The sequence below is a fragment of the Enteractinococcus helveticum genome (assembly GCF_001657475.1).
Classification (GTDB): domain Bacteria; phylum Actinomycetota; class Actinomycetes; order Actinomycetales; family Micrococcaceae; genus Yaniella; species Yaniella helvetica.
On sequence record NZ_LXEY01000015.1, the window covers coordinates 100942 to 113587 of the forward strand.

A 12646-nucleotide genomic window follows, 5' to 3' on the forward strand; every position below is an offset into this window, starting at 1 on the left:
AGCCCTAGACATCCAGATTTCCAGACCAGTACACGTTATCTCCGAAGAAGATTCAGCACTTGGTTTGTCACCAAACCATAAGAGAGGACGAGATGCCACACTCCATCAGCATGACCGGAAACTTCCGTGTCCCGTACCCAAAAAACCAGCCAGAACGCTCATTTGCCCCAGGATCTGAGGAAGCCGAAAGCGTTCGCAGTCTCATTAGAGGAATGTCCTCATCCACCAAGGATCTTTCCCACTATATTGGTGGAGAATGGCTGGTCGAAGGCGAAACCAAACCGTTAGTCGCACCCCATGATCATCAGCGCGTGTTGGCGAATCTTCCCTACGCGACAGACCAGACCGTCAATAAGGCCACCGATGCGGCACTGAGCGTTCAGGATTCTTGGGCCCGAACCCCGTGGTGGGAGCGGATCGCAATTTTCCTCAAAGCAGCAGAGCTGGCCAGCGGCAAATACGCCAACGAACTTGTTGCCGCGACCATGCTCGGTCAGTCTAAGACCTTCCACCAGGCTGAAATCGACGCCCCTTGCGAGCTGGCAGACTTCTTTCGCTACAACGCCTACAACGCATCCCAAATCTTCGACGACCAGCCACGAGCGGTTGAAGGCAAGGGAACCTACCTGGACCAGCGCCCGCTCGAAGGTTTTGTGCTGGCCATGACGCCGTTCAACTTCACCGCAATCGCCAGCAACCTGCCCACCACCGCAGCGATGATGGGCAACGTGGTGGTATGGAAGCCATCCGAAAAATCTGCTTACAGCAACGACGTCATCATGCGACTACTCATCGAAGCCGGACTACCCGAAGGTGTCATCAACCTCGTCCACGGCGACGGGCAGCTGGTTTCCGACGTGGCCATGCAGCATCGCGACTTCGCGGGCCTATCCTTCACCGGATCTTCGGCGGTATTCCGCAACCTGTTTAGCAAAGCCGGACAGCACATGGAAAACTACCGCTCTTTCCCGCGCCTGGTCGGCGAAACCGGGGGCAAGAACGCCATCGTCGTCCACCCGACCGCTGATCTCGATGCCGTGCATACCGCTCTGGTTCGCGGTGCATTCGAGTTCCAAGGTCAGAAATGCTCGGCCGCTTCACGAGCTTATGTGCCAAAATCCTTGTGGCCAGAATTGAAAGAACGCCTCGTAGCGACCACCAAGACGCTCAAAGTCGGCGACCCATCCGACCACGACACATTTGTCACCGCCGTGATTGACCAGAAGGCCGCTGAACGCATGGAAAATGCGTTCGAAAAAGCCAAACAGCTCGACAGCCACACGCTGTTGGTGGGCGGCTCGGTCGACACATCGAGAGGGTGGTTCGTCGAGCCAACTGTTTTCGAAACCACTGATCCCAAGGCATTCACTATGGAACAAGAATTCTTCGGTCCCATGGTCGTTGTCCACCCGTACGACGACGAGCAGTGGTCCCAGACCCTGGAGCTCGTGGAATCCACCAGCAATTATGCACTGACGTTGTCGGTCTTTAGCCGCGACCGAGCAGCCATCCAAGAATCCCTAAACACCCTGCGCAATGCCGCGGGCATGATGTACATCAATGAGAAACCCACCGGGGCGATGATGGGACAGGTCAACTTCGGCGGCGGCCGTGGATCGGGTACCAACGATAAGACCGGTTCGCGCTTGTCACTACAGCGCTGGCTGTCCGGTCGCTTCATTCAAGAAACGTACGTGCCGGCAACCAACTGGACCTATGACTACATGGGCTGCTAGCAAACCAACACGATAAAACCACGACGGATGGGGTCTCTGATGCATAGCGATCAGAGACCCTTTGGCTGCAGCACGATGCAGCTTCTTTAGAATGGGCTATACCGTAGTGACCGATTCACACGCATTGTGAGGGAGACGTAGCATGTCAGAAAACCCGTTGGGTATTGCAGTAACCAAAAAATTGGTAGCCGACCAGGTGTATGACATCCTGGAAGCCTCAATTTTCGACGGTCGCCTGCAAGCTGGCGCGTCCCTGAAAGTCCGCGACATTGCGAAGATGGTCGGCACCAGTGTGATGCCGGTGCGCGATGCCCTGCGCAAATTGGAAGACGTCGGGCTGGTTGCCATGCAACCGCATAAGGGCGCGGTTGTGCGGACCTTTACCACCGAAGAACTCATCAACATGTACGACCTGCGCATGGTGTTAGAAAAATACGCGGCAGCCCAAGGAACTCCGAATGTCACGGAAGCGAAAGTCGAAGGTATGGAGCGCAGCTACCGTGAGATGTGGGAAGCGGTGGAGCGTGAGGACGTCGCGATGGCCTTAGATAAAGATGAAGAGATCTTAGCTGCCGTCTACGAAGCGGCCGAGAATCCTTTCGTTATGGAAATGATCGAAAGCCTCTGGATGCGCACGCGGGCTTTCAAAGTCATCGGGGCTCGCGAAGCGTTTAAAAATAAGGATGAAACCCTGTGGCTGCCTCAGAAGCGTCTCATCGAGGCGGCGAGGAAGCACGATGTCGAAGAAGCGGTCTCGATGACCAACGATTCATTGCAGAGCGCGCGTCGTCGTCTCGAGACAAAAATCGACAGTGACGAGACTACGACCGGGCAGAACGATCTCGTTCAAGTACGCACCGAAAGCACAGATTGAAGCCCGTGGTTACCCTTAGCGGGTCATTGATGGGGGCGGAACGTTTCGATCTTTCGCCATATCTCCTCAGGGGCGTTCCACCAATTGGCTATCGTCAATCCAATCCACCGGTTCATCACCGAGACCGGCCGCAATGGCATTAGCGGTTTCTTGCCACGACGTCAGCGTCGACAATGCTATATGTGCTTGGCCGGTTGAGAGGCTGGCCCTGGCGGCATGAAGTACTTCCCTAGAACAGGTTCTCTGATCTGCAGGACTCAAAGCCAACATCCATGGAAACTGTTCGCTCATAGACCCGCCCCGATCGTCGTCCTGAACGTTGGGAATGCTGATGAGCTTAGAAGCAAGTCTCAGCAACTCGCCGCGGGCATGATCCTCATGTTCCGACATCGCTACCAGAGGTCCCCTATCTCGTCGTAATCTGCAGCGACGGCAGCAATCTTGGCAATATGTTTTCGGGACCATTGCGCGACGTCCGTCGCGACGTGATGAACCTCGTGCTCGGTCACATAGCGCTGCGAAAGCTGGAGTAGGTCGTGGTACAGGTCCATCTCAGACTGGTGCACTGCAACTAACACCGTGCCAATTTTCATTGGGATCCCTCCCGGATGCCGACTGGAACTCGCTCATCGGTGTCGGAACTGGCCCACCAAATAGCTGCCGCGGCGGTCTTGAATATTGGTTGTTTCGACGCCGGATCCAGTTGGTTGTTACCAATCAGCTGGCTTTCTTCTTGGAGGTCGAGCGTTTCGAGCCTGACTTCTTTTTCGTGTCAGTTCTTGTACTCGACGATTTCTTGGAACCGGATTTTTTAGCTTCGCGTGACGTATTCACCGACTGCCGCAGAGCCTCCATCAGGTCCACAACTTCGCCACCGGTATCTTCGTCTTCCTCCTCATCTGGGAAGGTCTCTTCAAGATCCAACGCCTCACCGGCTTCGATCTTTGCGTCAATAAGCTTGCGCAGCTCGACCTGATAGTCGTCCTGAAATTCTTCTGACTCAAAGTCCTGCGAATAGGACTCGACCAGTGTCGCAGCCATGTCCAGTTCCTTCTTGCCGATCTTGGCCTTGGAATTGACACCGTTAAAATCAACGTCGCGAATCTCATCGGCCCAGCGCAGGGTTTGGATCATCAACATTTTGCCGCAGGTCCTCAAAATGGCCAGCCGGGTTCGAGTGCGCAGGGTGATTTTCACAATCGCTGTCCGCTCGGTGTCCTCTAGCGTTTGCCGCAACAACAGATAGGCCTTCGGTGTCTTGGAGGTGGGTTCTAAGAAATAGGACTTTTCGAGCATGATCGAATCGATCTGATCGGAGGGGACGAACTGCAAAACCTCAATGTCGTCATCATCCTCGGCCGGCAACGCCTCAATGTCGTCTTTGGTGATGATCACCCGGTGATCGCCGTCGTCATACGCTTTTTCAATTTCGGAATATTCAACAATCTCGCCGCACTCTTCGCAGCGGCGTTGATACCGGATGCGGCCACCGTCTTTGTCATGCACCTGATGCATGTCGACGTCGTGACTCTCGGTGGCGGAGTACAACTTAACGGGCACGTTCACGAGTCCAAAGGCGATGGAACCTGACCAGATTGCTCTCATGGCCCCCATTAAAACGTACGAAATGACACCTGGCTAGGGGTAAAACTCACAACCCAAGCCCCTATGCGCAGCCCGGGTGGCTCCGGTAGCATGCACGGCACAGGAGGTCTGCATGTCGCGCGACGAACAGAAAGTCTCAATTGACGGCCACCGATTGACCCTGACAAATCTGGACAAGGTCTACTATCCGCAAACCGGCACGACCAAAGGTGAAGTGCTGGATTATTATGCCCGGATCGGACCGATTTTTATTCGGCATGCTGCGGATCGGATTGCCACCCGCAAGCGCTGGGTCGACGGCGTGGGCACACCCGAGAAGCCGGGCCAAGTGTTCTTTGAAAAAGACCTGCCCGACCATGCACCGGACTGGATTGAGGCCCGCGAAATCGAGCACGGTACCGGGACCAAGCGCTACCCGTTGGTCCAAGATCAGGCCACCCTGACGTATCTGGCTCAGTTGGGGTCGTTGGAAATACATATTCCCCAGTGGCGGGTGCTCTCCGCGGGCTCGGATCCGCGCACGATCACCTCAGATTCGCGCTACCCCGACCGCATGGTCTTCGACTTGGACCCCGGCGAGGGCCGCGGATTGGCCGACTGTGTTGAGGTTGCCCACCTGGTCCGGGAGTTACTCAATGGCATGGGCCTGGATGCATACCCGTTGACCAGTGGTTCCAAGGGCGTACACATGTATGCGCCACTGGACGGTTCGGCCACCAGTCAGCAGGTCTCGGATGTCGCCAAGGAGCTGGCACGCAGCCTCGAGGCCGATCATCCCGAGCTGATTGTGTCCAAGATGAAGAAGAAACTGCGCAAGCACAAGGTGTTCATCGACTGGTCGCAAAACTCCGCATCCAAGACCACGGTTGCCCCATATTCACTGCGGGGACGCTTCCTGCCAACCGTTGCCGCCCCGAGAACATGGGACGAGTTGGCAGACCCTGCGACTGTTGAACATCTGCGCTTCGAAGAGGTCCTGGGGCGCCTGGAGGATCTCGGCGATCTGCTGGAACCATTGGCCCAGCGTGCCGGAGCATCGGATGCAGCCTCGGTGACCGACGCCGCACCGGCCGATGCACCCAAGGATCGGTTGGTCACATACCGGTCCATGCGAGACCCCAAGAAAACCCCCGAACCGGTGCCGGAGCGTCACGGCCGCAGTGGCGACGAACTAACCTTTGTGATTCAAGAACATCACGCGCGTGCCCTGCACTGGGATTTTCGACTCGAACACGACGGCGTTCTGGTGTCCTGGGCGCTGCCGAAAGGTCCGCCGACGGACCCGGCACGCAACCACCTAGCAATCCAGACCGAAGATCACCCCATGGAATACGCCACGTTCGAGGGCACCATTCCCAAAGGCGAGTACGGCGGTGGCGAGGTGACCATTTGGGATTCGGGCACCTATGAGCTCAAAAAATGGCGCGACGGCAAGGAAGTCACCGCGGTGCTGCACGGCCAACCCGACGGCGGTCTGGGTGGCATCAAGGAATTCGCGCTGTTTAATACCGGCAAGCACGGGCCAAATGAGGATCCCGCCAAAAACTGGATGATCCATCTCAAAGAACATTCCCCCGACGACGCTGAGGCTGAGCCAAAGCAGCAGAAAACCGGCAGGAGGCAGGCATCTCAAGACTCGTCGTCTGGCAATGACGCCGTTGAGCCAGCGAGCTATTCACCCATGCTGGCAACGATCGGTGAGGTCGAGACCGTGGAACACGATGAGCACGCGTGGGCATTTGAAATGAAGTGGGATGGTATTCGTGCCATCGCCACCGTTCGTGCTGCTACTGACGATGCGCCCGGTGCCGTAACGCTCATCAGTCGCAACGACATCGATATGACCGTCACGTATCCAGAACTTGCCGAACTCGCCACGTGTGTCACCACCGATTGTGTGCTTGACGGAGAGATCGTCGCACTCGGGCCATCGGGGCGACCGGAATTTGGCAGGCTCCAACAACGCATGGGTCTCAAGAAGGCCTCCGATGTCGAGGAGGAACGCGCCAAGACGCCGGTTTATTTGATGGTCTTCGACCTCTTGGAAGTCGACGGCGAATCACTGCTGCGCGTTGACTATGAGCAGCGTAGGAAACGGTTATTCGAGGTGGCCTCGGAAGGTGAGCATGTGTATGTGCCCGAGGCGTTTGATGGCTCTGTTGAAGATGCCATGGCATCCAGTAAACAGCTGAAGCTGGAAGGGGTCATGGCCAAAAAGAAGACCAGTGTCTATATGCCAGGCAAGCGCACCAAAACCTGGCTCAAGCTCAAGCACGCTGCTACCCGCGAAGTGTTAATCATCGGTTGGCGCACCGGTAATGGCGGCCGCGCTCAGACCTTGGGTTCGTTGCTCGTGGGTGCACACGGGCCTGATGGTCTGGTCTACTTGGGCCGGGTTGGAACCGGTTTTGATCAGGATCAATTGGAAATGCTGCGCGATAGGCTGGATGCGATGCCGCGCAAAACGCCACCGGCAGAGGTTCCTGCCGAACAACGCAAAGATGCCCATTGGGTGACGCCCAAACTTGTGGGTGATGTGGAATTCGGGGGTATTACCGAGGCGGGTCGCCTACGCCATCCCGTATGGCGGGGATTGCGCGAGGATATCGATCCTGAGGATGTCACGATATAACCGCCGGGATTTGAGGGCATCGCATTCATTCATACTTGACCGGCGAACCCCAGCATGGGTTGAGTTATTCGTCTGTGCTATTTATATCCGCTGGAGCTGCCGATTCAATGGCCGCGCGTTCTTTCCCGGCTTTGAGCCGTTTGGGCTTGCGCTCTCGTTTGGCATTGAGTTCAGCAAACAGATCGGGCAGTTCATACCACTGTGGAAGTTGTCCAAAGGTTTCTTGTGTTTGCGTCACCACCTGACGAGCCAGAGCGCGATTGGCGAATCCACCAATGCCAGCGCCAATACCAAACGGTACGAGGCGACCAAAGAAGCGCAGGGTCTCACCGCGCAGCAGAGTTTTCATGAATCGGTTGGCCAAAGAATTGAAGGCCCGTTCGGTGATGCCTGAGATTCCCGAGGCGATCCAGGCGGTAGGACCAAGTGTCCCAAAGCGCGTACCGGGTTGTGCGCTGGCGGCTTGTTTGAGGAGTTCACGACCTTCTTCGCCCAACAGGATCGTCATGACCAGTGCTTTCGATTCCTTGGAATCCTTGGTGTCCAGTCCAGCAAGCTCCGCTACCGCCTGTGCATATAGTGCCGTGAATTCCAAGAAACCTAGGGCTGCGCCAAAGGATGCACCAAGGCTTGCGGCCGTACCGATTCCGGGCACACCTCCTACTCCACCTGCTGCGGCACCAGTTGTGGTCAACGATGCGATGTAGCGCCGAGACAGCCGATCAGCGAGTTCGCCTGGGCTATCCTGTGGGTATTTCTTGGTTAGTCGTCGCAATTCTGCGATAACCAACGGGCGCTGCACGTTGATGGCCCCGAGAACTGCACGTTGAAATGCCGGGGTGGGGCGGCCTTTCGCATCAACAGCTTTGCCCAGCATTTTTTGCGCATTGCGGGCGGCTTTATCGCGTCGGGCACTTTTGGTTTTGGTATTTTTTGGTTTTGGAATTTCGTTGTTTTCCGGCAAAATCAGCTCACATTCTGTATGAGAAACGGTGTGATGGCCGAGGTGGTTTTAGCTTCAACGAATTGGGTGTGGGTTGTCAACCAATTTTTTGAGAATTCAGCGGAGGGGTGGTCCGGTTCCTCACCGAAAGTGATCCACAAAACCCGCTTTGATTGGGCGTCATGTTCAGGGGTATCAAGTGCTGCCAGCATCGGGTTATCAATCACGTAACCGTTGAGGCCGACGACGCCGCTGAAGGCTTCGGGGCGTACTCGTAGCAACGTGGTGGCCAGTGCTGCACCTTGGCCGATGCCGATGGCCTGGATGCTGGTGTAGGCGGTGGTGCCGTATTCGTCGTCGTCAATAGCATCAAAGACTCGGTGGGCTGCCGAGAGGACTTCTGGGAAGTTGGAATTTTGGTGGTCTTGGCTGGTGAACCAGTTGTGGCCGAAGGCCGCGTTGAAGCCAGCTTGAAGCGCCAGGCCGGTGGTCCCGGTGGGTAAGTGGGAGAAATAGTGTTCGGCGACGGTTTCAGGAGTGGAGCCGGCGTCATGGAAGATGAGCACCAGCTTGGTGGTGCGCAGGTGTTGGGGCAGAGACCAGATGGCTCGGTGGCCGGTGGCAAGCGTTTCAGCGTACATGCCATTACTCTAGTCAAGCTGCGGTCAGAAAGTGGATGAGAACGCCCACACCGAAGACTGCGATTGCCGTGATGATGCAGCCGAGTTCCACCAGCATGCCGATGCCCATTGCTTTGAGTGCTTCCAGCGAGGAGCGGAAGGCGGCCATGGCATCGCGGCGTCGGTAGTATTCGGCACCGAACAGGCCAAGGGCAAAGCCGATGAAAATACCGAAAAATGGGATGACAAACAGTCCGACGATCGCGGCGGCTGTTGCGATCAGGATCGGGGTGTTGGGGATGCGTTCACGGCGCATCGTGCGCCCGGTAAGGACCAGGGAGGCGCTCCAGCCCATGAGCGCCAGGGCGGCGGCGACGATTCCGGTGGCCCAGGAGGCGGTGGAGCCGATGATCCAGGCCCAAGCGATCATGGTGATGATGGCGACCGGTGAGCCGGGCAGTATGGGAAAGATGATGCCCGCCAGGGCGACGAGCATCAGGAGGGCTGCAACGACTGTGACAATGACTTCCACAGTGTCAGATTACTTGCCGATGGCGATGTCTGCCCAAACCATGTGGTGCAAGTTGTCGCTGGATGGGATACCGAAGTAGCCGCGGTAGACGTCATTATGTGCGGTACCGGTTTCCAGTACGCCAGCGTCGGTCACCGACAGGTCGGCGCCGGGCAGGACGTAGTCGGCACGGTAGGTTTCGCCGTCGGTGTCTGGGTCAGGTGCCGTGTGATATTCGGCGTCAGGGTTATTGGGTAGTACGCCGCGGCCTAGGGCAGTGGGCGGCAGGGTGCGTTCTTGCTGCGGATCAACAATGGCATCGGATTTCAGCAGCTCGGAGATGGCTTTCGGCTCGGCAGGGCCGTGGCCTTGAGGGTCGGCTTTCAGTGAGCCTGCGATGACAAAGGCTGCATCATCTTCTAGTGGGCCACGGTTGCCGCGATGGTCCAGGATGTATTCGGTGTCGGATTCCAGGTAGTCCTGCCAGAACCGAATTTGGTCATCATTGCGGGCTTGTCCGTGCGGGGTGGCGGAGACGTCTTCGGTTGCTGAGGCCAGCACGTGGAGGGTTTCGCCGTCAATTTCAATGGGGACGTCCCAGTGGGCGACCGACGATAGCGGCAGAATATCGCGTTCCAGTTCCGTGAAATCTTCTGGAATACTGTTGTCGGGCACACTCTTCCATGGCAAGGAAGAGAAGTCTCGGATTTGGGCTGTATCAATGGGGTACTTGGAGTACACGATCATGGATGACTGACCCGGGAAGTCCCCGTAGCCCAGGGCGTCACCTGGTCCGCCGATCGTGCCGTCGCGGTCAAGGTCAGCGCCCGATTCCACCCCAGCGTTGGTCTGATGGGTGTAGAAATATGGGTAGGTGACGCCGGTACGGTCTTCGCCACCCACAGCCAGATAGTTGGTATTAAAAGCCTTTGCGAGGTTCTCGCCGGCATCAGCGTCAATACCAGTCAGTACGAGAACGTCTGGTCGAACGGTTTGAATTATTCGTGCCACCTCGGTGGCATCTTCGGTGCCGGGAGCTGACAGCTCTTCGAATAGGTCCCCGGCGGAGTCACGGCTCAGTGCTGCGTTATAGGTCGCCACGCGCAACGAGTTGTCTTGTGTGCCTGCCAGAACTGGCACGCTGTTAGCTGGCAGAACCTCTTCAGTGGATTCGGCTGCCGCGGCTTCGTCACCCAGCATGCCCCCCTGTGCACTATCTGCCACGACTTCAGATCCCGGCCGCGGACAATATCCAAGGTCGGGTTCCGTGCTGGTGTCATCTGCTGTCGCTGCCTGAATTGGAGTCGCAAAGCTCAGCGCAAGACATCCGGCCGCAGCCGCGATGAGCGCTGGTTTTTGCACTCGAAAAACAGGGCGATAATTATGCACAACGGCTAGCTTAGACGCGAAGTGAACCCGGCAAAAGCTGCGGTTAGATCCCCGAAACTTACTCCAAATCCTTCAAATTTCACACAACCGCATGGCCATGCGGATCGGGCCGGTTACCGCTGAGTACAACTAATTCTTACGCTACACATTCTTGATCAGACTGTAATCATTCCGTGACCTAAGTCGAGAGCCTGAGCCATTCCACATGTCAAGATTCGTCGCCTGACCAGGCCATATATTGTGACATGAATCACGCGCCTTGCTGATCGAATTCCTGGAATCTCCGCTCAACCTTCTCAGTAAAATCTCCGGGGAATCCAGGCGAAACAGCCTGTCGGGGAATTTCGTTGAACAAAACAATTTTTGACGACAGCATCTAGGGGAAACTCGCTCTGACCGGGCGTTATTCTGACTTGACTTCGTCTTCGCGCTCTTCACGTACGCGCGCTTGATGCTGCTCGACGACCTCACGACTCAATCGTGCTGCGCTGACCGTCATACCGATCGTCGCGCCGATGATGAGGACAATTGCCAAACTTCGCAGCAACCCGAAGGTTTGATCAAGCAACACCCAGCCGATGAGGGCTGCAAATACGGGCTCGAGGCTCAGCAGGATAGAAAACGCGTTTCGTGGTACGCGGCGCAGCGCAGCCATCTCAAAGGACACCGGAATCACCGTGGACAGCACGGCCATCGCCAGGGCCACCCAGTAGACCTCCGGGGCGAGGAGCAATTCCACCATGCCGCTAAACCCAACGGGCAGCAACACAATGGCTGCCACGATGGTGGCCATCGGCAGCCCCTCTAGCCCAGGCAGTTGCCGCCCGACTCGAGCGCTGAACAGAATGTAGAACGCCCAGGATATCCCCGCCAGCACAGCAAATAGGATGCCGAGCAAATCGAAGGTGACGTCTGCCGCCAGGGACTCAACCCCCAGCGCCACCAGGCCCAGGCCGGCCATGCCGATCCAGATGAGGTCGCGCCGACTCGTGGATAGGATCACCGCTAGCGCCAGCGGCCCCACGAACTCGATGGCCACTGCCACGCCCAGCGGGATACGCTCCACTGCGGCATAGAAGAAGCCGTTGAGCCCGGCCAGCGTTATGCCAAACAGCACCACGTCGCGCCAGGCGGTTTTACTCCACCGCCACGGCGTCGGGCGGGCCAAGAGGATTAAGAATACTGAGGCGAGCATGAGGCGTACCGCAGAAACGCCCCATGCCCCGCCGATGGGAAACAGTTGGGTGGCAACGGCTGCCCCGAGCGGTAGCGCAAGGGTTGCAGCCATCACCAAGACCACACCGGTTATTGATATCCCGCGGGCGCGATCCCCCAACGTGTTCCTCCTGTAATACTTAGCGGCGCATTACCACCCGCGTTCTGCCAGACGGTGTGGTGCCGGAATCTCGGATACACTCAAGCCCACCATCGCATCACCAATGCCGCGTGAGGCATCGGTGATCGCTTGTGGGTCGTTGTAATTTTGGACGGCGCTGACAATCGCCTTTGCGCGCGCGGTGGGGTTGTCGGAGTGGAAAATACCGGAACCAACGAACACACCATCGGCACCCATTTGCATCATCATCGCCGCATCGGCCGGGGTTGCGATACCACCGGCGGTAAACAGTCCAACTGGCAGTTTACCGTCTTTGGCAATCTGCTTCACGAGCTCATATGGCGCCTGGAGTTCTTTGGCTGCCACGAACAGTTCGTTTTCGTCCAGGGATGTCAGCGCTGCAATTTCTGCATTCAGGGTGCGAATATGCTTCATTGCCTCTGAGACGTCGCCGGTACCGGCTTCACCCTTGGAGCGAATCATGGCGGCACCCTCGGTGATACGACGCAGCGCTTCACCCAGATTGGTTGCACCGCACACAAATGGGGTTTCGAAATCCCACTTATTGACGTGGTGCACGTAGTCGGCTGGCGACAACACCTCAGACTCGTCAATAAAGTCGACGCCTAGGGTTTCCAGAATTTGTGCTTCAACGAAGTGGCCGATGCGAACCTTGGCCATGACCGGAACATCTACGGCCTCAATTATCGATTCGATCAATTCCGGTGCCGAGCTGCGAGCAATGCCACCTTCTGCGCGAATGTCTGCGGGCACTCGCTCCAGTGCCATCACGGCGGTCGCGCCGGCATCTTCGGCAATGCGAGCTTGTTCTGCGGTGACCACATCCATGATCACTCCCCCGCGGAATTGATCGGTCAGTCCTGTTTTTATGGTGGCTTGCGCGCTCATAGCGTCCTTTCGTCTTTGGCCTAGGCCATACTTTTGACCTAGGCCAAAGATTAGCTTAAGTTGCAGGCAAAACCTAGCTGATTCGCAATAC

General features: G+C 57.0%; 12 protein-coding genes. 3 read left to right on the plus strand and 9 right to left on the minus strand.

Annotated elements, in window-relative coordinates; all coding sequences use genetic code 11:
* Window positions 1–110 precede the first annotated feature (110 nt).
* Window positions 111–1736 carry an L-glutamate gamma-semialdehyde dehydrogenase gene (pruA, locus tag A6F49_RS05365; RefSeq protein ID WP_043057402.1) on the plus strand — a complete coding sequence of 542 codons (1626 nt, stop codon included), beginning with the start codon at window positions 111–113 and terminating at the stop codon, window positions 1734–1736.
* 142 nt (window positions 1737–1878) lie between these two features.
* A complete protein-coding gene (locus A6F49_RS05370) occupies window positions 1879–2610 on the plus strand; it encodes a GntR family transcriptional regulator (RefSeq protein ID WP_043057326.1) in 732 nt (243 codons plus the stop codon).
* Between the two features lie 66 nt (window positions 2611–2676).
* On the opposite strand, the gene A6F49_RS05375 is transcribed toward A6F49_RS05370, so the two are convergent.
* From A6F49_RS05375 to ku, 3 genes are all read right to left on the minus strand, one after another.
* A complete protein-coding gene (locus A6F49_RS05375) occupies window positions 2677–3000 on the minus strand; it encodes a hypothetical protein (protein WP_052504756.1) in 324 nt (107 codons plus the stop codon).
* 2 nt (window positions 3001–3002) lie between these two features.
* Entirely contained in the window at window positions 3003–3203 is a 201-nt protein-coding gene (locus A6F49_RS17670; protein WP_052504755.1) for a hypothetical protein, read from the minus strand.
* 124 nt (window positions 3204–3327) lie between these two features.
* Window positions 3328–4170: a non-homologous end joining protein Ku gene (ku, locus tag A6F49_RS05380; protein ID WP_235604872.1), complete on the minus strand. Its 843-nt coding sequence runs from the start codon at window positions 4168–4170 to the stop codon at window positions 3328–3330.
* 157 nt (window positions 4171–4327) lie between these two features.
* On the opposite strand from ku, the gene A6F49_RS05385 reads away from it, so the two are divergent.
* Entirely contained in the window at window positions 4328–6847 is a 2520-nt protein-coding gene (locus tag A6F49_RS05385; protein ID WP_043057324.1) for an ATP-dependent DNA ligase, read from the plus strand.
* 64 nt (window positions 6848–6911) lie between these two features.
* Here the strand turns inward: A6F49_RS05385 and A6F49_RS18005 are convergent, their stop codons facing one another.
* The 6 genes from A6F49_RS18005 to pdxS form a co-directional block, all read right to left on the minus strand.
* Window positions 6912–7811, minus strand: coding sequence for a hypothetical protein (locus A6F49_RS18005; protein WP_052504754.1), 900 nt, complete (start codon window positions 7809–7811; stop codon window positions 6912–6914).
* A 2-nt stretch (window positions 7812–7813) separates the two neighbouring features.
* The gene (locus tag A6F49_RS05395) at window positions 7814–8431 is read right to left on the minus strand and encodes an alpha/beta hydrolase (protein WP_052504753.1); all 618 of its coding nucleotides are present in this window, start codon (window positions 8429–8431) and stop codon (window positions 7814–7816) included.
* A 13-nt stretch (window positions 8432–8444) separates the two neighbouring features.
* The gene (locus tag A6F49_RS05400; RefSeq protein ID WP_235604873.1) at window positions 8445–8942 is read right to left on the minus strand and encodes a DUF456 domain-containing protein; all 498 of its coding nucleotides are present in this window, start codon (window positions 8940–8942) and stop codon (window positions 8445–8447) included.
* 9 nt (window positions 8943–8951) lie between these two features.
* Window positions 8952–10310: an endonuclease/exonuclease/phosphatase family protein gene (locus tag A6F49_RS05405; RefSeq protein ID WP_150119402.1), complete on the minus strand. Its 1359-nt coding sequence runs from the start codon at window positions 10308–10310 to the stop codon at window positions 8952–8954.
* Between the two features lie 403 nt (window positions 10311–10713).
* Window positions 10714–11646, minus strand: a complete 933-nt coding sequence (locus tag A6F49_RS05410; RefSeq protein ID WP_052504751.1) for an EamA family transporter — start codon at window positions 11644–11646, stop codon at window positions 10714–10716.
* 30 nt (window positions 11647–11676) lie between these two features.
* Entirely contained in the window at window positions 11677–12555 is an 879-nt protein-coding gene (gene pdxS, locus A6F49_RS05415) for a pyridoxal 5'-phosphate synthase lyase subunit PdxS (RefSeq protein WP_043057323.1), read from the minus strand.
* Between the last annotated feature and the right edge of the window lie 91 nt (window positions 12556–12646).

What these genes read in the sequence shown, in the direction of transcription:
- pdxS (WP_043057323.1), bottom strand. Translation starts at nt 12,555, where the DNA reads ATGAGCGCGCAAGCCACCATAAAAACAGGACTGACCGATCAATTCCGC.
- A6F49_RS05370 (WP_043057326.1), top strand. Translation starts at nt 1,879, where the DNA reads ATGTCAGAAAACCCGTTGGGTATTGCAGTAACCAAAAAATTGGTAGCC.
- pruA (WP_043057402.1), top strand. Translation starts at nt 111, where the DNA reads ATGACCGGAAACTTCCGTGTCCCGTACCCAAAAAACCAGCCAGAACGC.
- A6F49_RS05385 (WP_043057324.1), top strand. Translation starts at nt 4,328, where the DNA reads ATGTCGCGCGACGAACAGAAAGTCTCAATTGACGGCCACCGATTGACC.
- A6F49_RS17670 (WP_052504755.1), bottom strand. Translation starts at nt 3,203, where the DNA reads ATGAAAATTGGCACGGTGTTAGTTGCAGTGCACCAGTCTGAGATGGAC.
- A6F49_RS05375 (WP_052504756.1), bottom strand. Translation starts at nt 3,000, where the DNA reads ATGTCGGAACATGAGGATCATGCCCGCGGCGAGTTGCTGAGACTTGCT.
- A6F49_RS05395 (WP_052504753.1), bottom strand. Translation starts at nt 8,431, where the DNA reads ATGTACGCTGAAACGCTTGCCACCGGCCACCGAGCCATCTGGTCTCTG.